20 protein-coding genes are annotated in these 20,340 nt (G+C 63.6%); 14 read left to right on the top strand and 6 right to left on the bottom strand.

Features of this window, described 5'->3' with window-relative positions:
• Positions 1-2,121 (bottom strand): HAMP domain-containing protein (locus H8A92_RS32245; protein ID WP_420831398.1); only part of this gene is annotated, 2,121 nt, incomplete at its 3' end.
• Between the two features lie 285 nt (positions 2,122-2,406).
• On the opposite strand from H8A92_RS32245, the gene H8A92_RS32240 reads away from it, so the two are divergent.
• Together H8A92_RS32240 and H8A92_RS32235 are read left to right on the top strand one after the other, a co-directional pair.
• Positions 2,407-4,383 (top strand): hybrid sensor histidine kinase/response regulator, encoded by a 1,977-nt coding sequence (locus H8A92_RS32240; RefSeq protein WP_229199445.1) that lies wholly within the window; start codon positions 2,407-2,409, stop codon positions 4,381-4,383.
• A 75-nt stretch (positions 4,384-4,458) separates the two neighbouring features.
• Complete coding sequence (locus H8A92_RS32235; RefSeq protein ID WP_229199444.1) at positions 4,459-4,680, top strand: hypothetical protein; 222 nt, start codon at positions 4,459-4,461, stop codon at positions 4,678-4,680.
• 49 nt (positions 4,681-4,729) lie between these two features.
• Here H8A92_RS32235 and H8A92_RS32230 read toward each other — a convergent pair whose 3' ends face one another.
• Complete coding sequence (locus H8A92_RS32230; RefSeq protein WP_338026673.1) at positions 4,730-5,035, bottom strand: hypothetical protein; 306 nt, start codon at positions 5,033-5,035, stop codon at positions 4,730-4,732.
• 61 nt (positions 5,036-5,096) lie between these two features.
• Here H8A92_RS32230 and H8A92_RS32225 point away from each other — a divergent pair, with 61 nt between their 5' ends.
• The gene (locus H8A92_RS32225) at positions 5,097-5,297 is read left to right on the top strand and encodes a DUF3072 domain-containing protein (protein ID WP_229199443.1); all 201 of its coding nucleotides are present in this window, start codon (positions 5,097-5,099) and stop codon (positions 5,295-5,297) included.
• 123 nt (positions 5,298-5,420) lie between these two features.
• Complete coding sequence (locus H8A92_RS32220; protein WP_163153841.1) at positions 5,421-5,675, top strand: hypothetical protein; 255 nt, start codon at positions 5,421-5,423, stop codon at positions 5,673-5,675.
• 159 nt (positions 5,676-5,834) lie between these two features.
• Here the strand turns inward: H8A92_RS32220 and H8A92_RS32215 are convergent, their stop codons facing one another.
• Positions 5,835-6,092, bottom strand: coding sequence for a hypothetical protein (locus H8A92_RS32215; RefSeq protein ID WP_163153843.1), 258 nt, complete (start codon positions 6,090-6,092; stop codon positions 5,835-5,837).
• A 112-nt stretch (positions 6,093-6,204) separates the two neighbouring features.
• Here H8A92_RS32215 and H8A92_RS32210 point away from each other — a divergent pair, with 112 nt between their 5' ends.
• A complete protein-coding gene (locus tag H8A92_RS32210; RefSeq protein WP_229199442.1) occupies positions 6,205-8,274 on the top strand; it encodes an ATP-dependent helicase in 2,070 nt (689 codons plus the stop codon).
• A 145-nt stretch (positions 8,275-8,419) separates the two neighbouring features.
• On the opposite strand, the gene H8A92_RS32205 is transcribed toward H8A92_RS32210, so the two are convergent.
• A complete protein-coding gene (locus H8A92_RS32205; RefSeq protein ID WP_229199441.1) occupies positions 8,420-9,151 on the bottom strand; it encodes an adenylate/guanylate cyclase domain-containing protein in 732 nt (243 codons plus the stop codon).
• A 74-nt stretch (positions 9,152-9,225) separates the two neighbouring features.
• Positions 9,226-9,477: a PilZ domain-containing protein gene (locus H8A92_RS32200; protein ID WP_229199440.1), complete on the bottom strand. Its 252-nt coding sequence runs from the start codon at positions 9,475-9,477 to the stop codon at positions 9,226-9,228.
• 266 nt (positions 9,478-9,743) lie between these two features.
• On the opposite strand from H8A92_RS32200, the gene H8A92_RS32195 reads away from it, so the two are divergent.
• The 3 genes from H8A92_RS32195 to H8A92_RS32185 are packed head-to-tail and all read left to right on the top strand — an operon-like array spanning position 9,744 to position 12,775.
• A complete protein-coding gene (locus H8A92_RS32195) occupies positions 9,744-11,150 on the top strand; it encodes an MFS transporter (RefSeq protein ID WP_229199439.1) in 1,407 nt (468 codons plus the stop codon).
• A gap of 11 nt (positions 11,151-11,161) precedes the next feature.
• Complete coding sequence (locus H8A92_RS32190) at positions 11,162-12,349, top strand: acyl-CoA dehydrogenase family protein (protein ID WP_229199438.1); 1,188 nt, start codon at positions 11,162-11,164, stop codon at positions 12,347-12,349.
• A 24-nt stretch (positions 12,350-12,373) separates the two neighbouring features.
• Positions 12,374-12,775: a VOC family protein gene (locus H8A92_RS32185; protein ID WP_229199437.1), complete on the top strand. Its 402-nt coding sequence runs from the start codon at positions 12,374-12,376 to the stop codon at positions 12,773-12,775.
• A gap of 226 nt (positions 12,776-13,001) precedes the next feature.
• Here the strand turns inward: H8A92_RS32185 and H8A92_RS32180 are convergent, their stop codons facing one another.
• Positions 13,002-13,760, bottom strand: coding sequence for a Spy/CpxP family protein refolding chaperone (locus tag H8A92_RS32180; RefSeq protein ID WP_420831396.1), 759 nt, complete (start codon positions 13,758-13,760; stop codon positions 13,002-13,004).
• 447 nt (positions 13,761-14,207) lie between these two features.
• Here H8A92_RS32180 and H8A92_RS32175 point away from each other — a divergent pair, with 447 nt between their 5' ends.
• The 6 genes from H8A92_RS32175 to H8A92_RS32150 form a co-directional block, all read left to right on the top strand.
• The gene (locus tag H8A92_RS32175) at positions 14,208-15,548 is read left to right on the top strand and encodes an ABC transporter substrate-binding protein (RefSeq protein WP_229199436.1); all 1,341 of its coding nucleotides are present in this window, start codon (positions 14,208-14,210) and stop codon (positions 15,546-15,548) included.
• Between the two features lie 116 nt (positions 15,549-15,664).
• Positions 15,665-16,603, top strand: coding sequence for a carbohydrate ABC transporter permease (locus tag H8A92_RS32170; protein ID WP_229199435.1), 939 nt, complete (start codon positions 15,665-15,667; stop codon positions 16,601-16,603).
• On the top strand, positions 16,603-17,514 hold the full coding sequence (locus H8A92_RS32165; protein WP_229186541.1) for a carbohydrate ABC transporter permease: 912 nt from the start codon (positions 16,603-16,605) through the stop codon (positions 17,512-17,514). Before H8A92_RS32170 ends, H8A92_RS32165 begins: the two co-directional genes overlap by 1 nt.
• A gap of 20 nt (positions 17,515-17,534) precedes the next feature.
• Positions 17,535-18,635: an ABC transporter ATP-binding protein gene (locus H8A92_RS32160; protein ID WP_229199434.1), complete on the top strand. Its 1,101-nt coding sequence runs from the start codon at positions 17,535-17,537 to the stop codon at positions 18,633-18,635.
• 29 nt (positions 18,636-18,664) lie between these two features.
• Positions 18,665-19,654: a hydroxyacid dehydrogenase gene (locus H8A92_RS32155; RefSeq protein ID WP_229199433.1), complete on the top strand. Its 990-nt coding sequence runs from the start codon at positions 18,665-18,667 to the stop codon at positions 19,652-19,654.
• A gap of 161 nt (positions 19,655-19,815) precedes the next feature.
• Positions 19,816-20,340 (top strand): amidase family protein (locus H8A92_RS32150; protein ID WP_229199432.1); only part of this gene is annotated, 525 nt, incomplete at its 3' end.

Raw genomic sequence — 20,340 nt, 5'->3', positions numbered from 1 at the left:
CTTCAGCTGAAGGATCTCGCCGCGGACGTCGACCGTGATCTTGCGCGACAGGTCGCCGCCGGCGATCGCGGTCGCGACCTCGGCGATGTTGCGGACCTGTGCCGTGAGGTTGCCGGCCATCGAGTTGACACTGTCGGTCAAATCTTTCCAGGTGCCGGCGACGCCGGGCACTTCGGCCTGGCCGCCGAGCTTGCCGTCGGTGCCGACCTCGCGCGCCACGCGCGTCACTTCGCCGGCGAACGCGTTGAGCTGGTCCACCATCGTGTTGAGCGTTTCCTTCAGCTGAAGGATTTCGCCCGACACGTTCACCGTGATCTTCTTCGACAGGTCGCCCTTCGCGACCGCAGTCGCGACCTCGGCGATGTTGCGGACCTGGGCCGTCAGGTTCGAGGCCATCGAGTTGACGCTGTCGGTCAGATCCTTCCAGGTGCCGGCCACGCCGCGCACTTCGGCCTGGCCGCCGAGCTTGCCTTCGGTGCCGACTTCGCGCGCCACGCGTGTCACTTCGCCGGCGAAGGCGTTGAGCTGGTCCACCATCGTGTTTATGGTGTCCTTCAGCTCGAGGATCTCGCCGCGTACGTCCACCGTGATCTTCTTCGACAGGTCGCCATTGGCGACCGCGGTGGTGACGCCCGCGATGTTGCGGACCTGCGCGGTCAAGTTCGAGGCCATGAAGTTGACGTTGTCGGTGAGGTCCTTCCAGGTGCCGGCAACGCCGAGCACGTTGGCCTGGCCGCCGAGCTTGCCTTCGGTGCCAACCTCGCGCGCTACGCGCGTCACTTCCGAAGCGAAGGCGTTGAGCTGGTCCACCATGGTGTTGAGCGTTTCCTTCAGCTGAAGGATTTCGCCCGACACGTTCACCGTGATCTTCTTCGACAGGTCGCCGCCGGCGATCGCGGTCGCGACGTCGGCGATGTTGCGAACCTGCGCGGTCAGGTTCGACGCCATGAAGTTGACGTTGTCGGTCAAATCCTTCCAGGTGCCGGCGACGCCGGGCACCTGGGCCTGGCCGCCGAGCTTGCCTTCGGTGCCGACCTCACGCGCCACGCGCGTCACTTCCGACGCAAACGAGTTGAGCTGGTCCACCATCGTGTTGATGGTGTCCTTCAGCTCGAGGATTTCGCCGCTGACGTCGACGGTGATCTTGCGCGACAGGTCGCCGCGCGCCACGGCCGTGGTCACGTTGGCGATGTTGCGGACCTGCGCGGTCAGGTTGCCGCACATCGCGTTCACCGAGTCGGTCAGATCCTTCCAGGTGCCGGCGACGCCGGGCACGATCGCCTGGCCGCCGAGCTTGCCGTCGGTGCCGACCTCGCGGGCCACGCGCGTCACTTCCGACGCAAACGAACGCAGCTGATCGACCATCGTGTTGATGGCCTCCTTCAGCTGCAGTATCTCGCCGCGGACGTCGACCGTGATCTTCTTGGACAAGTCGCCGTTGGCGACCGCGATCGTCACCTCGGCGATGTTGCGGACCTGGCCGGTCAAATTGTTGGCCATCGAGTTGACGCTCTCGGTCAGGTCCTTCCAGACGCCGGTCACTTCCGGCACCTGGGCCTGGCCGCCGAGCTTGCCCTCGGTGCCGACTTCGCGGGCAACGCGCGTGACCTCGGAGGTGAACACCGAAAGCTGCTTGATCATCGTGTTGACGATGTTCGCCGACTGCAGGAATTCGCCGCGCAACGGCCTGCCCTCGACGTCGAGCTGCACGGTTTGCAGCAGGTCGCCCTGTGCCACCGCCGCCACCGCGCGGGTGACTTCGCGGGTCGGCCACAGCAGATCGTCGATCAGGGTGTTGACCGAACTCTCCATGTCGGCCCATGCGCCGCTGGCGAGGCCGAAATTGACACGCTGACGGGTCTGTCCCTCGCGGCCGACCACCTGTCCGACGCGCGCCAATTGCTGCGCCATGCGCTCGTTGGCGGCTGCGATTTCATTGAAGGCATCCGCGATCTTGCCGTCGATCCCGAGATAGTCGCCGCGCATCCGGACCGAGAACTCGCCACCGCGCATCGCCTGCAAAGATTGCAGCAGATCGTGCGAGGAATCGAGGCTTCCGTTCGATGATTGGGCGCGGCGGGTATCAGCACGGGGACGAGGCGGCGAACCGAGATCGGTCATGGAATTTCCCCTACGCGCTGGCCACGAATCCAGGGACTCGGAAAAGCCAGTGTGACCATAAGAATAACTGCGATTGATTGATTCAAGCTGGAAAACGCCAAAACCGCAATTTGCGACACAAATCGAGTACCTTAATCGTGAATGGAACCAAAAGTTCCAATCCGCAATTGGAACTTTTTGTTCGGTGGCATAAGCCGTTCGTATTGCTTGTCGTCATCGGCACATCTGATTGCATTGGAACATTGGGCCTCGCCAGAACGTTCCAAACGGTTGGCAGGATAGGTGATGGTTAAGAAGTCAGACCAGCTTAAGCGGAGCATTTTCGAAAGCGAGCGCAGGTTCCGGCTGTTGGCCGGAGGGGTGGTCGATTACGCCATCTGCACGCTCGCGCCCGACGGACGCGTGATCCACTGGAACAAGGGTGCCGAGCGCATCACCGGCTATCCGGCCAAGGCAATTCTCGGCAAGCACTTCTCGGTCTTCTACCCCGAAGAGGATCGCGCATCGAACATTCCCGCGAAGGCACTGCAGCTGGCGCGGAAGGAAAAGCACGCCGCGGCCGAGGGCTGGTGCGTCCGCAAAGACGGATCGCAATTCTACGCCTCTGTCGTCATCGACCCGATCTACGAGAAGCGCAAGCTGGCCGGCTACGCGATGGTCACCCGTGACATCACCGAGCGTCGGCAGGCGAGCGCGGATCTCGAAGCCAGCGAAAGCCAGTTCCGCTTGCTCGTCAGCAATGTCACCGACTATGCGTTGTACATGCTGACGCCCGCCGGCATCGTCGCCAACTGGAACGCCGGCGGCGAGCGCATCAAGGGCTATTCACCCGGCGAAATCATCGGCCAGAGCTTCGCGCGGTTCTATACGCCGGCCGACCAGGCCGCCGGAAAGCCGGCCCGCGCGCTCAAGATCGCGGAAGAAACAGGGCACTATGTGGAGGAAGGCTGGCGGGTCCGCAAGGATGGCTCGTTTTTCTGGGCTAGCGTCGTGATCGATCCGATCCGCGACAGCGACGGCAACCTGGTCGGTTTTGCCAAGATCACGCGGGACATTTCCGAGCGGCGCGAGGCGCAGCAGAAGCTCGAACAGGTGCAGCGACAGCTGGCGGAATCGCAGAAGATGGATGCGCTCGGCCAATTGACCGGCGGCGTCGCGCACGACTTCAACAATCTCCTGATGATCATTTCCGGCAATCTGCACCGGATCAGGCGCGAGGTGACGAGCGAGCGCGGCCGGCTCGCTCTGAGCGCGATCGAAACCGCATCCGAGCGCGCAGCGTCCCTGACCAGTCAACTGCTCACCTTCGCGCGCCGCCAGAGCCTCAACCCGCAGACCGTCGATGTCGCCGACAGGATCAGCGCGCTGCGTGAGGTCCTGACCAGCGCGCTCGGCGGCGCGATCAGGCTGGACATCGATATCCAGCCGGACCTCTGGCCGGTCTTCGTCGACCCGAACGAGTTTGAGACCGCGCTGATCAACCTCGTCGTCAATGCCCGGGACGCGATGGCCAATGGCGGTACGCTGACTGTCTCGGCCCGAAACGTACCCGCAACCACCGAGGTCGCCGTCGACGTAGCCGATACCGGCGAAGGCATCCCGCAGGATGTGCTGAGCAAGGTCTTCGACCCGTTTTTCACCACCAAACCCGTTGGCAAAGGGACCGGCCTCGGACTGTCCCAGGTCCACGGCTTTGCGCACCAGGCCGACGGCCGGATCGAAATTGCCAGCACGCTCGGCAAGGGCACGAAGGTCAGCATCTACCTCCCACGCGGGGCGGCGGACGCAACGGGTACGACCGAAAGTCACAGCGCGCGCGGCTCCGCAACCGTCCTGCTGATCGAGGACAACCCCGCCGTCGCAGATGCCAGCACGGGCCTGCTCGAACAGCTCGGCTACACGGTGCGCTGGGCGTCCAACGCAGAAGTTGCCTTATCGGAAATCGACGCCAACGGGATCGATGTGGTGTTCAGCGACATCGTCATGCCCGGCAAGATGGATGGGCTGAAGTTGGCGCGCGCGATCCGGGACAGGAAGCCAGCGCTGCCGATCTTGCTGACGACGGGCTACAGCGAGAGTGCACGCGACGTGCGGTCCGACTTTCCGGTCCTGCGCAAGCCGTACCACATTCACGACCTCAGCCGCGAACTGTCGAAGCTGACCGGGCAACGATCTGAACGCGTGTCGAGCGAGATCGATTCCCCAGCAGATGAAACGCACAGAAAGCGAGAGCGCTTTCGCAAATTCAAATCGAGGGGCTAACGGTCCGCCGGCCAGGTCCGCCGCACCAATTGTACCCGTTCGATGCGGCTGCATTGTTCGCAGCGGTATTGAAGGATGTCCCTGCCCTCGCTGCCCGGAGAGCTGCTCTCAAGCCGCATCGTCCTGACGCAGCTGATGCAGGAGATCAGCGTCAGCAACGGGCTGCGATCGTCATTCATCGATACCCGCGGTGGCGCGGTCGGATCGGCGATCATGGCGCTGGGCGATGCTATGGTGTTGGCTCTCACCACAAGAAAATGCAGATCCTGCGGCTCGGGTTCCCGCCCTGAAACCTGATTTGAGCCCGAGGCGATCTGCTAGCCCGCCTTTCGGCCAACGGGCCGCATTACGCTCTGGCGCTGCTGTGGCCCGGCCTGGGCCTGGCCTTGTCCGGCTTGATGGCCGCAACGGGGCGATCCCCGTAGCTTCGGCTCAGCCGCTCCCGAACCGTCGGAAGATGGTCGCCGCCGCCGGCGGCTTTCCAGCGACCGATCAGCTCGGCCACTTCGGCGCGCATCGCCATCAGCCGGTACGACGCTTCGCTGCAATCGAGGTCGCGGTTGACCTGGTCCCGGATCGATGCCTCGACCAGCGTCATCTCGGCCCGCAAGGTGCTGATCTTCCGACGAATTTCATTGATCTTGTTGTCCATGGCTTGTTAGAACAAAAATAGAACATATTGTCAAGTCACGATCCAGCAAGTGAGGTGAGCGATGGGCATGGCAGCGGTGAGATTTGGCGGGGTTACGGAACGCTTTGGCGGACTGATGACCCGTGCGCAGGCGTTGCGGTTGAGGAGCCTCGCCGAGGAGGCCTATCAGCCGAACCAATTCGCGGGTGACCTGACGTCCGTGGAAGCCGAGCGGCGCATCGATGCCCTGAAGGCCGAGATCGCGCTGGCGGATTCTTTCTGACCCCGTACCCGACCGGGCCGGACAACCCATTAAGGCTTTGATATAGCGGCGCAGCTGGTTCTGTTCCTGTTATTGCTCATTGCCGCTTTGTCTTATTGCTGCTTGGTCCTGGGGGAGCCTTACGTGCTGGAGCTGGAGAAGCGATCGCCGCTTGCGTTCCCGATCACGCTGAAGGATGGCCGAACGCTCGCAACCGTCGGCGATGCGGCGGACTATTTGTCCGCGCTGAATGTGGATCAACGCGAGCGCGGCTACTGGAAGACGGCGATCATGATGTTCAACAACGCCATGCGCGAACCCGGCTATCTGAAGATCGCAACGATGAACATGCGCTCCGCCCTCGTATATGACCGGCTCGTCGACGACGTCGGCACGTGATTGTGGTGCAGCAGCTACAGCCGAATCGGCGGCGGTTTCGTACGGCCTGTTCGTTATGGCCGCAAACAAGGTAACGGCGGTACACGCGACGGCTGCTGCGCAATGCGCTCGGCCGCACTCTCGGGCCGCCTCGGAGAGCCAAGGTGGCCCACTTCTTTTTCAGAGCAGTTTTGCCCTGACGAACAGCACCCGCAACGCGTTGGTTGCCTGCACCGTCAGCATGGCGTTACCAGCCGCCAGCTCCAGCGCAGCAACCGCGTCGTCATGCAGTGCGCGGAACTCCATCCATTCGACGGCGCTGAGATTGCTGATGAAGCGATAGGCCTGGCCAACGGTCGCCAGCGTCACGGTCTCGCCGTTGAGCCGCACCTTGAATGTCGCCTTCAGCGGCGTGTCGGATTTTGATACGTCACCCATGGCGCGGTTGTGCTCCGCGCCGCGCCAATGTCAATCTAATTTCTCGGCTCGCGCCAGGGCGTGTCGGCTCCCCTGAATCGCAATGTCTGTTAGCGTTTCCTGGGGGTGATTCGTGCCTGATCTTGCCAACACAGCCTATCTCGATGCGCTCAATTCCGAGCAGCGCCGCGCCGTCGAGCACGGCGTCGGCCAAGACTGCATTGTCGGCGCGCCGCTGCTGGTGATCGCGGGCGCAGGCTCCGGCAAGACCAACACCCTCGCCCATCGCGTCGCGCATTTGATCGTCGCCGGCGCAGATCCGCGCCGCATCCTGTTGATGACTTTTTCGCGGCGCGCCGCGGCGGAAATGGCCGGCCGCGTCGAGCGCATCGCGCGCCGCGTGCTCGGTGACCGCGCCTCCGTCATGACCGATGCGCTGAACTGGGCCGGCACCTTCCACGGCATCGGCGCGCGGCTGCTCCGCGAATTCGCCGAGCGTATCGCGCTCGATCCGGCCTTCACGATCCATGATCGGGAGGATTCCGCCGATCTGATGAACCTGGTCCGCCACGAGCTCGGTTTCTCGCGCACCGAAAGTCGGTTCCCCACCAAAGGCACTTGCCTTGCGATCTATTCGCGTTGCGTCAACGCGGAGATGCCGATCGAGGCCGTGCTCGGCCAGTTCTTCCCTTGGTGCTCCGGCTGGGCCGGTGAGTTGAAGCAACTGTTCGCGGCCTATGTCGAAGCCAAGCAGCGGCAGAACGTGCTCGATTACGACGACCTCCTGCTCTACTGGGCGCAGATGGTGACAGACCCTGCGCTGGCCGAAGAGATCGGCGGCCGCTTCGACCATGTGATGGTCGATGAATATCAGGACACCAACCGCCTGCAGTCCTCCATCCTGCTGGCGCTCAAGCCGGCGGGGCGCGGGCTCACCGTGGTCGGCGACGATGCGCAGTCGATCTATTCGTTCCGCGCCGCCACCGTGCGCAACATCCTCGACTTTCCGAGCCAATTCAGCCCACCCGCCGAGATCGTCACACTCGACCGCAACTACCGCTCGACGCAGCCGATCCTGGCGGCCGCCAATGGCGTGATCTCGCTGGCCAAGGAACGCTTCACCAAGAACCTGTGGACCGACCGGACCTCGACCCGCAAGCCGCTGTTGGTCACGATTCGCGACGAGGCCGATCAAGCCCGCTACATCGTCGAGCAGGTGCTGGCCAACCGCGAGGAAGGCGCGCTGTTGAAGCACCAGGCGGTGCTGTTCCGCACCTCCTCGCACAGCGGACCGCTCGAGGTCGAGCTGACCCGCCGCAATATTCCTTTCGTGAAATTCGGCGGCCTCAAATTCCTCGACGCCGCGCATGTCAAGGACATGCTGGCACTGTTGCGCTTCACCGCCAATCCGCGCGATCGAGTCGCAGGCTTTCGCATCCTGCATCTGTTGCCCGGTGTCGGGCCGGCCTCGGCGCAGCGCGTGCTCGACCACATGACCGAGGCCGCCGATCCGATTGCCGCGCTCGCCGCGCTGCCCGCCCCTCCGCGCGCCGGCGCCGATTGGCGGCTGTTCGTCGAGGCCATCGAGAACCTCCGCTACTCGGAATGGCCGGTCGACATTGAGCGCGCGCGGCTATGGTACGAGCCGCATCTCGATCGCATCCATGAGGACAGCGAGGTCCGCCGCGCCGACCTCATTCAGCTGGAGCAGATCGATGCCGGCTATCCGTCACGCGAACGCTTCCTCACCGAACTCACGCTCGATCCGCCTGATGCCACCAGCGACCAGGCCGGCGTGCCGCTGCTCGACGAGGATTACCTGATCCTGTCGACGATCCATTCCGCCAAGGGCCAGGAATGGAAATCGGTTTACGTGCTCAACGTCGTCGACGGCTGCATGCCCTCCGATCTCGGCGCCGGCACGTCGGCGGAACTCGAGGAGGAGCGCCGCCTGCTCTATGTCGCCATGACCCGCGCCAAGGACGATCTGCATCTGCTGGTGCCGCAGCGCTTTTTCGTGCACGGCCAGGCCGCCAAGGGCGACCGCCACATGTACGCCTCGCGCACCCGCTTCATCCCGGAACGGTTGCTGCCGATGTTCGAGCGGACCACGTGGCCGCGCGCCGCGGCCGCACAGGCCGCCTCCGCCAGCCGCGCGCCGCCGATCGACATCGGCGCCCGAATGCGCGGGATGTGGCGCTGAGCCGGTCCGAGGGATTTCTGCATGCCGGCGGGAACGAAGCTGCCGGCCCGGCGTTGAGGCGGCGTTCGTAATCGGCAAACGACCATCCCAGACGGCTTCGGCGCGGTGTTCCGCGCTGGAGCCGTCATTTTTGCGCCGCGTCAATTCACGCGGGAAACAGTGTGACGGGCTGGTCGAAACCCTTCAGCTTGTAGTCGGAACCGGCTGCCGTGACCATGTCGTCGGTTCGATCCCGCACGGTTGATGTGACCAGGATCTCGCCCGACTTTGCGATCGCCTGGGCGCGCGCCGCGCGATTGACCACGGTGCCGACCGCGGTCAGGTCGCGATGGGCCTGACCGAACTCACCGAAATTGGTATCACCGCTATCCATTCCGATTCCGATGCCGAGTTCGATGTCGCCGGCGCCGATCGCCCGCACCAGCGCGTCGTGCCTGTCCTGAAAGCGCCGCTGGATGTCGCGCGCCGCCAGCAAGGCCTGCGCGGCATGGTCGTCGCGCCGCACCGGAAAATTGAAGATCGCGAACACGGCATCGCCGATCGTCTTGTTGAGAATGCCGTCATAGCGCCAGATCGCGGCGGCGCAGTCGTCGTAGAACGCATCGAGCAGCGAGGTCAGCCCGTCCTGCCCGATGGTCTGCGTCAGTGCGGTGTAGCCGCGCAGATCGGCGAACAGGATGGTGGCGTCGATGGTCACAGCGCGCGCTTTCATGATCTTCGAGAAGGCCATCTCGCAGATCGTGCACACGTTCGGGTTCATGCGGCTTGGCCTGACACCGAACAGGCGGAACGGCGCCGACAAGGGGCCGCGCAGCGGGATCGGCATGTGCAGGTTTTGCCAGCAGCCGAGGCAGATCGTTGCAGGTTCCGGAGTCATCGGCGTGTCACCTGCTGTTGCAGAAACAAAACCCGGGCACCCCACGGTCGATCATGGGCGTCCCCATCGATTGCTCAGGCGGTCGTCACGAAGCTTAGTCCAATCCGCGTCTTCTTGCTCCAGATCACCCGACACTCGTAGACCACTGAGGCGTCGCGGGCCATCATCAGGCGGAAACGATGCGGGACGAAGGCCGGATTCTCGACCTCGATGGCCGCCCCTTCCGATGATATGTTCACAATCGTGCAGTGCATGACCGAACCGCCCGACGAGACATAGCCGGGTTCATTGACCTCAGTTCGCGGATGCCTGCGCTTTTCGTCCACTCAGCCTGCTCCCCAGCTTTGTTCGGGGCAAACGTGGGCGATCGGCATTGCAGGAGTCAACGGCTCCCACGGCTCACGCCGGGCTTTCGCACCACCATTTGTGCGCAGCAGTAGGCCGAATTGCTTATCGCGTCCGTGCAGATGAGCCCCGCGTCGGCGCGGGCTTGCCGTTCGCGGCGGCGCGAGGATAGCCTCACCCCATGAGCGATGCGCTGGCGCGACGCACCCTCCGAACATAATGAACAGGCGCCATGGGGAGACGCGCCATGTTCGAGATTCTCGATCGCCGGACGACTCTGACCGGCAACCAGATCAAGATCCTTGCGGCGGCCATCATCGGCGATGCGCTGGAATTCTTCGACTACTTCCTGATCGGCTTTGTGCTCGCGTTCCTGATCGGGCCATGGAAGCTCACCTTCGGCCAGTCAGCCACCGTGCTGATGAGCTCCGGCATCGGCGCCATCCTCGGCGCCTATCTCTGGGGTTGGCTCGCCGACCGGGTCGGGCGCCGCATCGTCTTCATCGGCACGGTGCTGAATTTCTCGATCGCGACCGGTCTGCTCTATTTCACCCCCGACAATGGCTGGGTCTATCTGGCGATCCTGCGTTTCTTCGTCGGCACCGGCGTCGGCGGGCTTTATTGTGTCGACCTGCCGCTGGTGCAGGAGTTCATGCCCTCGCACAAGCGCGGTTGGGTCGGCGGGCTCGTCACCTGCGTGATCCCGCTCGGCGTCGGCCTCGGCGCAGTGCTGGGAGCGATCATGGGCACCGATCAGTGGCGGCTGCTGTTCGCGATCGGCGTGCTGCCGTCGGTTCTGGTGCTGCTAGTGAGGCTCTGGGTTCCGGAATCGCCGCGCTGGCTGTGCCGCCAAGGACGCTATGACGAAGCCCGCAAGTCGCTCGCCTGGGCCTTGCAGGTGCCGCCGTCCGAACTGCCCTTGCCGAGCGCGGCCGACGCCGGCCCGATCGTCAAGACCAGCTGGTTCGATCTGTTCAAATACCCGCGCAGCCTGATCGTCTCCTGGCTCGGCAATGCCGGCGCGCAGACCGGCGTCTACGGCATCACGCTGTGGGCGCCGGCGCTGTTCGTGCTGCTCCTGAAGGTCACGCCGCAGGAGGCCGCCAAGATGATGATCCTGCTCAGCATCACCGGCTTCCTCGGCCGGATCTCGTTCTCGTGGTTCTCGGAGCTGCTGGGACGACGTGTCGCCGGCGGCCTGCTCGGCTTCGGCGCCGGCGCACTGACCATCGTCGCCGGCTATCACTACGACGCGACACTGTTCGGCATGTCGGCATTCTGGCTGCTGCTTGGGGCCGCCTTCTTCTTCGCCGACGGCGGCTTTGCAATCGTCGGGCCCTATGCCGCGGAGGTCTGGCCGTCGCATCTGCGCACCACGGGCATGGGGTCGGCCTATGGCTTTGGCGGCATCGGCAAGATCATCGGGCCGGTCGGGCTTGCCCTGATCGTGGGCTCGAACAACTACCTCAAGCCGGATGTGCCGCTGACCCAGATCCCGACCGCCTTCGTCTATCTCGGCTGCTGGTTCCTGATGGCGGGTGCCGTCTATTTCTTGTTCGGGATCGAGACCCGCGGCAAGTCGATCGAACAGATCGACAGGGAGCTCAACGCGGCGGCTGACGTCGCGGCCTCCGCAACCATCCGGCGCGCTTGAGGGAGGCGGATATGAGCGTCACTTCAGCCGATCTTGCAGGCGATCGCGAAGTCATCGCCCGCGCCGAGGCGATCAGGGACGCGGTGGCTGCCGCCTCCAACGATATCGAGACGACGCGACGCCTGCCGCCCGGTCTGCTCGACCGGCTGCACGAGGCGCGGCTGTTCCGCCTGCTGCTGCCGCGTTCGACGGACGGGATCGAGACCGATCCCGTCACCTTCTTCCATGCCATCGAGACGATCGCCAAAGCCGATGCCTCGACGGCGTGGTGCCTCAGCCAGGCCGGCGGCTGTGCGATGTCGGCGGCTTATCTCGACCTGCCGGTCGCGCAGGAGGTGTTTGCCGACCCGCGTGCCGTGCTGGCCTGGGGCCCCGGCCCCAAGGTCAAGGCGATCGAATGCGAGGGCGGCTACCGCGTGACCGGCGTCTGGTCGTTTGCCTCGGGCGGGCGGCACGCCACTTGGCTCGGCGCGCACTGCCCGATCTATGCCGTCGATGGCTCGCCCCGCCGCGACACCAACGGCGAGCAAGTCGAGCGCACCATGCTGGTGCGAACCGAGGACGTCGAGTGGACCGACATCTGGAACACGGTCGGGCTGCGCGGCACCGCCAGCGACCAGTTCGCACTGAACGACTTCTTCGTCCGCGCGGACCACTCGATCACCCGCGAATTCGACCGTGAGTGCCGTGAGAGTGGTCCGCTGTACCGGATGAGTAACCACACCTGCTATCAGATCGGATTCGCTGGGGTCGCCTGCGGCATTGCCCGCAGCGCGCTGGACAATTTCGTCGACGTCGCCCGCAACAAGGTGCCGCGTGGCATGACCAAAACGCTGCGCGACAATGCGGTGGTGCAATCCGGCCTTGCCCAGGCCGAGGTCAATCTGCGTGCCGCCCGCGCCTTCCTGCTGCAGTCGATGGCCGACATCTGGAAGGATCTGGTCGCAGGCCACAGCATCACGGTCGCGCAGCGCATGACGATCCGGATGGCTGCGACGCACGCCATCCACAAGGCGCGGGAAGCCGTCGACTTCGCCTACAACACGGCCGGCGCCACCGCGATCTTCGACGGCCATCCGCTGGAACGGCGCTTCCGCGACATCCACACCGTGACCCAGCAATTGCAGGGCCGCTTCAGTCATTTCGAGACCGTCGGCGCCTGGATGCTCGGCGTCGATGCCGACCTCAGCTTCGTTTGATCTGAATTCTCAAGGAGAAGAACCATGCCATTGGGCGGACTACAGCATTTCACCATCGAGCCGCAGGATCTGGAAAAGACCAAGGAGTTCTATTGCGACGTGCTCGGGCTCGAGAACGGCGATCGGCCGCCGCTCGATTTCCCCGGCTATTGGCTTTATTCCGGCGGCCAAGCCACTGTCCATTTAATGGGCACCCGCAAGCCGCGCGACGGCATCGTCGTGCGCGGCACCGAGAAGAAATATGAGGACACCGGCCGCCTCGACCATATCGCCTTCGCTGCCACCGACGTCGAAGGCGTGCGCAGGCGCCTGCAGGCAAAGAACGTCACCTTCCGCGAGCAGATCGTGCCGCGCACCGGCGACACCCAGATCTTCCTCTACGATCCCGATGGGGTCGGTGTGGAGCTGAACTTCCCGAAGAGCTGAGCCAGCATCGGACATTTTTCATTTCGCGAAACTGGTTCCCGACATGGCCCTGACTCGGCCATCACTCGGGCGTGATCCGGTCCGTTTTTCTTCAACATTGAATGACGAATTAACCGGGCCGCGCCGCTGCGGCAGAATAGCCGGGTGCTGCGCCTTTAACCTACCCCAGGGCATGGTGGCCCGGCTATTCGTCCCCACTTCGCCGACGATCGCAACGGAAATGGCTCTAGTCGAGCCCGCGTTCGTGGCTGAGGCGGACCATTTCGTTGATGAAGATTTGTTTCTGTTTGTCGTCGAGGCTCGCAAAGAGCGGCTCGGCGGCGTCGGCAACGTTGCGCTGATCGCCCGCGCGGTCGTTGAGGAACTGGGCCTCGTTGCGCATCTGCTCGATGATGTCGTCAGGTGGATCGCGTTGGGCCCGCGCGATGCGCAGGTTGAGCCGGTCGGCGCCGTTGTGGCCGAGATAGTGCATCGCACTATTGAAGCCGGCCCAATTCTTCTCCTGCTCCGGCGTCAGATTGAGTTCCTTCTTGATCCGCTCGATGTTGGCATCGCTGTTGGCGACGATCTGTTCGGCGGTGAGCTCCGGCGCGCCCGTCTGGGTCAGTACGGCCGGGGCTTGCTTTGCGCCCTTGTCCTTGGCGGCGGCCTTGGCCGATTTGGTGGCCTTGGCGCCCTGCTTGTCGCCGGGCGCCGGCGTCTGTGCGTTCTTGCTGCTGCCGGCATTCGGGCTGGCGTTGTTGGCATTGTTGCCGGTGAACACCCCGGTCACGCCGGTCACCACCCCGACCACGCCGCCGATCGCTCCGCCCAGGACGCCGCCGACCGGTCCAGCAGCCTTGTTGCCCTCGCGCGCGCCCTTTTCGACACCCTGCACGATCTGCGCATCGACCAGATGAGGCATTGCGAGCAGCGTGATGGTGGCGGCCCCAACCGCGACGCACAATCTCCATTGCGCTCGCAGCTTCGCTACCGGGATGAGCATGATCGGGTCTCCATGATCGATGGTGGATTGCAGAATTTGAGGCAGGGAGGTTCGACGAATCCGGACTTTATCGTTTCCGGCTTCCGCAAGTCTATCGGTCGGGCCGGGCATCAACATGACGGAACACAACTCGGCCGGGGTTGACCGGAAACCTGCGGCGCAACCGCGCACCGTCTGCGAAGGTGTCCGCGCCAAACATCGCGTGCGTCGCAGCATGAGCGCGCGAAGCCTGCAAACCGCCTGCAATCACGCTGACGCTGACAACGCTGCCTGCGATTTGACCACAACGTTAGTACTACGTGGCATAAGCATCTCGTTTCTCGACAGCGGCCGGCAATTCTGTTCTGATCGGTGCCAACGAAATCCCGCGACGTCGCGCGAACGCGACGCACAAAACAACAACGGGATGCAAAGTCTTTGTCCGTCGGCTGCCAGGGAGGGATCGCCATGTCACGGAAGAAGCTTTCACGCCGAGAATTCGTTGCAGCGACAGCGCTGTCATCGGCCGCTTTGATTACAGCCCCCTACGTTCGTGGCGCATATGCAGCCGGAAAGCTCTCGATGGGCTTCTGGGATCACTGGGTGCCAGGCGCGAACAGTGCGTCCACCGAGCTCGTCAACGAGTGGGCCGCCAAGGAAAAGGTCGAGGTCCAGATCGACTACATTACCAGCCAGGGCAACAAGAACATCGTCACCATCGCCGCCGAAGCGCAGGCGAAATCCGGTCACGATATTTTCCAGATGCCGACATGGTGGCCACAGGCCAATGCGGAACTGCTCGAGCCCGTCAATGACATCATGGACCCGCTCATCAAGCTGAACGGCGAGGTCAACGGCACGGTGAAGTATCTCGGCCAGGCCGACGGCAAATGGCTCGGCGTTCCCGCCAGCGTCGGTAGCCAGATCAAGGGGCCCTGCTCCCGCATCGACCTGATGAAGAAACATGCCAATATCGACGTGCAGGAGATGTATCCGGCCGGAGGCCCGCCGAAAGCGGACAACTGGACCCTCGATACGTTCCTGAAGGCGGCTGAAGCCTGCCACAAGGCCGGCTTCCCGTTCGGCATCGGCCTCGGCGAAACCAGCGACAGTGTCGACACTGCCGGTGCGATCTTCCAGTCGTTCGGTGCGCAACTGGTCGACGCCAAGGGCGACCTCACCGTCAAGACCGACGCCGTGCGGCAGTCGCTCGAGTTCTACAAGAAGCTGCTCGCCTTCCTGCCGCCCGATGTTGCCGCATGGGACGATGCCTCCAACAACAAGTGGCTAGTCGCCGGCAAGGGCGCCATGATCATGAATCCGCCGAGCGCTTGGGCGGTCGCCAAGCGTGATGCTCCGCAAATCGCCGAGCAATGCTGGACCCATGGGTTCCCGGCCGGGCCGAAGGGACGCTTCGCACCCTATTTGCCGTTCTTCTGGTCGATCTGGTCGTTCTCGAAGAACAAGGAGGCGGCCAAGAGCCTGCTGTCCTTCCTGTCACAACCAGCATCGATCGAGAAGATGGTGGTCGCGAGCGGCGGCTACGACCTGCCGGCCTACGAGAAGCTGACGACGTTGAAGGTCTGGGAGGAGCAAGGGCCGCCGAAGGGCACGCTCTATCACTACCCAAACCCCTACAAGCACCAGACGTTGTCGATTGCCGCCTCGCCTGCGCCGCCCAAGGTCGCTCAGCAGATCTACTTCCAGGCCACCCTGACCAAGATGTGTCTGCGCTACTACCAGGGTGAAAGCATGGAAAAGACGCTCGCCTGGGCCGAGGGCGAGTGCGAAGGCTTCATGCGAAGCTGACGACAAGCGAGCTCCGCACGGCTCGCCGATCGAGCTCGCCGCGCGGGGTCTCGTCTTCACATCGCGGACGCCGAGCCGGCGAGCTGTGCAACCAACCCGCGCGAGGGACCTGCGTTATGGTTGATGTCGCATTCCAATCCAACCGCACAGCTGCAGCCCAGGCGGCGCGTCGGCGCGTCGGCCTGCGCAACGCGCTGCGGCGCAAGTCGATGTCCGCGTTCCTGATGACGCTGCCGTTGATCCTTCTGATCGCTGTGCTGGTGATCTATCCGGCCCTCTACTCGGTGCACCTCGCGACGCTGAACAAGGCGATGACGAAGTTCGTCGGCTTCGGCAATTTCGAGTTCCTGTTCAAGCGCGACACCTTCTGGCTGGTGGTCAAGCAATCCTGCATTTTCGCGATCTCGGCGGTGATCTTCAAAGCCCTGATCGGCTTCATCGTCGCGCATTTCGTGCACAATGTGCCCGCCAACAAGCAACGCAAATGGCGCGGCATGCTGCTCGTGCCGTGGGTGATCCCGCCGGCCATGAGCACGCTGGCCTGGCTGTGGCTGTTCGACCCCTCGTACAGCGCCTTCAACTACACGCTTTCGTTCTTCGGCATCGGACCGATCCCATGGACCGGCGACGCCATGTGGGCGCGCTTCTCGGTGATCCTGGTCAACGTCTGGTACGGGGCGCCGTTCTTCATGATCATGTATCTGGCGGCGTTGAAATCGGTGCCCGAGCAGCTCTATGAGGCGGCCGCGATCGACGGCGCCAATTGGTGGCAGCGCATCTGGTATGTGACCCTGCCGATGATGCGCAACATCATCGCGATCACCACGCTGTTCTCGCTGATCGTCACCTTCGCCAATTTCGACATCGTGCGCATCCTGACGGCGGGCGGGCCGCTCGACCACACCCACATCTTCGCGACATGGGCGTTCCGTGTCGGCATCGAGGGCAGCGATATTCCACTCGGCGCCAGCGTCTCGCTGTTCATGGTGCCGATCCTCGCGGTCGCGGCGATCTTCATCCTGCGCGACATCACCAAACGCGGGAACGAATCCTGATGAGCACGATGACGATCGACAAGTCCGGACCGACCCGCAAGGTCAAATACGGCAGCATGAGCCGCGACCGGACCTGGGCACTGCGCTGGTCCTATTTCTTCCTGACGCTGTTTGCGATTTTCTCGTTGACGCCGCCATTCTACATGCTGATCACGTCGCTGAAGGGCAGCGCGGAGATTTCGGCGGCGACCAATCCGTGGTGGGTGCACCAACCCACCCTCGAGAACTACGTCCAGCTCCTGACGTCGAACCAGTTCCTGCGCTTCTTCTGGAATTCGGCCTGGGTCTCGATCATCGTTGTCACCGTCACGATGCTGATCAGCGTGCCGGCGGCATTTGCACTGGCGCGGATGAAGTTCTGGGGCTCGGCGACGCTCGCAACCGGGGTGTTCCTCACCTATCTCATTCCGGACAGCCTGCTGTTCATTCCGCTGTTCAAGATGTTCGCGGTGTTCGGCGACCTGACCGGCATCCAGCTCGTCAATCGCTGGTACGTGCTGCTGTTCATCTATCCGACGCTGACGGTGCCGTTCTGCACCTGGATCATGATCGGCTATTTTGCCTCGATCCCGAAGGAGCTCGACGAGGCCGCGATCATCGACGGCGCGAGCTGGTTCCAGACGCTGACGCGGATCTTCATCCCGGTCGCATTGCCCGGCCTGATCGCGGCGACGATCTTCGCCTTCACCGTCTCTTGGGCCCAGTTCCTCTATCCGCTGGTGTTCACGACCTCGACCGACCAGCTCGTGCTGCCGGTCGGCATCATCACGACCCTGATCAAGGGTGACGTCTTCAACTGGGGGCAGATCATGACCGGCGCCCTGCTCGGCGCCGCGCCGCCACTGATCATCTACGCCTTCCTGATGGACTACTACATTGCCGGCCTGACCGCCGGTGCGACAAAAGGTTGAACGCGACAAAGGTAGGATTCATGGCCGACGTGAGTTTGCGCAAGGTGGTGAAGCGTTACGACGAGGTCGAGGCGGTGCGCGGCATCGACCTCGATATCGCCGACCATGAGTTCGTGGTGCTGGTCGGGCCGAGCGGCTGCGGCAAGTCGACGACGCTGCGGATGATCGCCGGCCTCGAGGACATTTCCGACGGCGACATCATGATCGGCGGCGACGTCGTCAACGACGTGCCGCCGAAAGATCGCGACATCGCGATGGTGTTCCAGAACTATGCGCTGTATCCGCACATGACCGTCGCCGAGAACATGTCGTTCGGGCTGCGGCTGAAGCACTATCCCAAGGCCGAGATCAAGAGCCGGGTGACGGAAGCCGCTCGCATGCTCGACATCACCGACCTGATCGACCGCAAGCCGAAGCAGCTCTCCGGCGGCCAGCGCCAGCGCGTCGCGATGGGCCGCGCAATCGTGCGCAATCCGAAGGTGTTCCTGTTCGACGAGCCGCTGTCCAACCTCGATGCCAAGCTGCGCGTGCAGATGCGGATCGAGATCAAGAAGGTGCACCAGAAAGTCCGCACCACGACGGTCTACGTCACCCACGATCAGGTCGAGGCGATGACACTGGCCGACCGCGTGGTGGTGATGAACCACGGCAGGATCGAGCAGATCGGTACGCCCAACGAGCTCTATCACAAGCCGGCAACCAAATTCGTCGCGAGCTTCATCGGCTCGCCCGCGATGAATTTCGTGCCCTGCCGGCTCGAGGACGCCGCAGGCAAGCTCAACGTGCGGCTGACCGATCGCCTCGCCTTCACGCTGCCGCCGGCACGCGCCGCCCGCTACCAGGCACTCTCCCGCACCGACAAGCTTCTGCTGGGCATCCGGCCCGAGCATGTCATGGAGGCGCGGCCGCATGCCGAGCCCGGTGTCGAGCCGTTCGATGCGATGCTCGACGTCACCGAGCCGATGGGCATGGAGACCCTGGTCTATTTCACGCTCGAGGGCAGCCAGGTCTGCGGCCGTGTCAGTCCCAATGCCGGCGCGCAGGATGGCAGCCCGCTCCGATTGGCAGTGGACCTCAACAATATGCATTTGCTAAACGAGGTGACCGGCGCTGTCCTTTGACGGCGCACAAGAAACCTCAAGGGCAGGAAATGGCCAACAACAAGAAGAAGATCTTCATCACCCAGACTCTGTCTCCGGGGGCGCGGGTGCTCCTCAACGAGCGGGACGACGTAGAACTCATCGAATTTCCCAACCTGATCTCGGCCAAGGATTTTCAGGTCATGCTCGAGCAGCATGCGCCGGTCCATGGCGTCGCGCTCGGCGCGACCCGCTTCGGCGAAGCAGAGCTTGAGGCTTCCAAGGGCATGTTGGTGGTGACCCGCATCGGCGTCGGTTACGACGCCGTCGACGTGCCGGCACTGTCCCGCCGCAAGGTGCCGCTGATGGTCGCAGGCACTGCGAACTCGCCGTCGGTCGCAGAACAAGCCCTGTTCATGATGCTGACGCTGGCCAAGCGCGCGCAGGAAATGCACGCGATGGTCAAGGACGGCACCTGGGCGAGCCGGCTCGGCGTGCTGCCGTTCGATCTCTACGGCAAGACCGTCCTGATCGTGGGCTTCGGCCGCATCGGCACCCGTACCGCCAAGCGCTGCCTTGCGATGGAAATGAATGTGCTGGTGTACGACCCCTACAAGCCCGCCAGCGAGATCACCGCGTCCGGCTGTGAGGCCGTACCGAGCTTGGAGGCGGCGCTGCCGCGGGCGGATTTCGTCACGATCCACTGCCCGAAGAATCCCGAAACGGTCGGCCTGTTCAACGCGGCGCGGATCAGGCTGATGAAGCCGACTGCCTATCTCATCAACACCGCGCGTGGCGGCATCGTCGATGAGAAGGCGCTGCACGACGCGCTGGTGTCGGGCAAGCTCGCCGGCGCCGGCCTCGACGTGTTCGAGGTCGAACCGCCTCCCGTCGGCCAGCCGTTGCACGCCCTGCCCAACGTGATCATGGCCCCGCATGTTGCGGGCGTGACGGTCGAGGCGGTCGATCGCATGAGCGAGCAGACCGCGCGCAATATCCTGAGCGTGCTGGACGGCAATCCGCTGCGCCAGAACGTGATCAACCAGGACGTCCTCGGCTGAGCTTTCAGCCGTCCTAAAGCGCGATGAGATAGGTCATCGTGCTTTGGTTTGTTGTTTGAGCACGATCTTTTCGGAAAATCCGCTTCACACTTTTCCGGATCGTGCTCTAGTTGCGCCGTAGCCGATCCCGCAAGGTCGGCCCGGCGATGCGGAGCATGCACATGGCTTTCAAGGAATTCGGCAACTATGACGCGGTCGGACTTGCGGAGCTCGTCCGCAAGAAGGACGTGACGCCAAAGGAGCTGCTCGACGAGGCGATCGCGCGCACTGCCGCGGTCGATCCTGACATCAACGCCGTCGTCGTCAAGCACTACGACTACGCGGAGCGTCAGATCGCCACGGGGCTGCCCGACGGTCCCTTCACCGGCGTGCCGTTCCTGCTGAAGGATCTCGATCTACTCGAAGGCACCCGCACCACGTCGGGCGCCAGCCTGCTGAAGGACTTCGTCGCCGACCACAACGGCACGCTGGCGCAGCGCTTCCTCGATGCCGGTCTTGCGATCTTCGGCAAGAGCGCAAGCCCGGAATTCGGGCTGATGCCGACGACGGAATCCCGTCTGTTCGGCCCGACCCGCAATCCCTGGAATCTCGAGCATTCCTCCGGCGGCTCATCCGGCGGCGCGGGTGCCGCGGTCGCAGCGCGCATCCTGCCCGTCGCGCACGCCAGCGACGGCGGCGGCTCGATC

The organism is Bradyrhizobium acaciae (genome assembly GCF_020889785.1).
Classification (GTDB): Bacteria; Pseudomonadota; Alphaproteobacteria; order Rhizobiales; family Xanthobacteraceae; genus Bradyrhizobium; species Bradyrhizobium acaciae.
The sequence above is the reverse complement of the archived record's forward strand: the minus strand, read 5'-3'. Positions and strand labels throughout refer to the sequence as shown.

Bases quoted from the DNA above. Each gene is read 5' to 3' on its own strand.
- H8A92_RS32240 (WP_229199445.1), top strand. From the start codon at position 2,407: ATGGTTAAGAAGTCAGACCAGCTTAAGCGGAGCATTTTCGAAAGCGAG.
- H8A92_RS32235 (WP_229199444.1), top strand. From the start codon at position 4,459: ATGTCCCTGCCCTCGCTGCCCGGAGAGCTGCTCTCAAGCCGCATCGTC.
- H8A92_RS32230 (WP_338026673.1), bottom strand. From the start codon at position 5,035: ATGGACAACAAGATCAATGAAATTCGTCGGAAGATCAGCACCTTGCGG.
- H8A92_RS32225 (WP_229199443.1), top strand. From the start codon at position 5,097: ATGGGCATGGCAGCGGTGAGATTTGGCGGGGTTACGGAACGCTTTGGC.
- H8A92_RS32215 (WP_163153843.1), bottom strand. From the start codon at position 6,092: ATGGGTGACGTATCAAAATCCGACACGCCGCTGAAGGCGACATTCAAG.
- H8A92_RS32205 (WP_229199441.1), bottom strand. From the start codon at position 9,151: ATGACTCCGGAACCTGCAACGATCTGCCTCGGCTGCTGGCAAAACCTG.
- H8A92_RS32195 (WP_229199439.1), top strand. From the start codon at position 9,744: ATGTTCGAGATTCTCGATCGCCGGACGACTCTGACCGGCAACCAGATC.
- H8A92_RS32190 (WP_229199438.1), top strand. From the start codon at position 11,162: ATGAGCGTCACTTCAGCCGATCTTGCAGGCGATCGCGAAGTCATCGCC.
- H8A92_RS32185 (WP_229199437.1), top strand. From the start codon at position 12,374: ATGCCATTGGGCGGACTACAGCATTTCACCATCGAGCCGCAGGATCTG.
- H8A92_RS32180 (WP_420831396.1), bottom strand. From the start codon at position 13,760: ATGCTCATCCCGGTAGCGAAGCTGCGAGCGCAATGGAGATTGTGCGTC.
- H8A92_RS32175 (WP_229199436.1), top strand. From the start codon at position 14,208: ATGTCACGGAAGAAGCTTTCACGCCGAGAATTCGTTGCAGCGACAGCG.
- H8A92_RS32170 (WP_229199435.1), top strand. From the start codon at position 15,665: ATGGTTGATGTCGCATTCCAATCCAACCGCACAGCTGCAGCCCAGGCG.
- H8A92_RS32165 (WP_229186541.1), top strand. From the start codon at position 16,603: ATGAGCACGATGACGATCGACAAGTCCGGACCGACCCGCAAGGTCAAA.
- H8A92_RS32160 (WP_229199434.1), top strand. From the start codon at position 17,535: ATGGCCGACGTGAGTTTGCGCAAGGTGGTGAAGCGTTACGACGAGGTC.
- H8A92_RS32155 (WP_229199433.1), top strand. From the start codon at position 18,665: ATGGCCAACAACAAGAAGAAGATCTTCATCACCCAGACTCTGTCTCCG.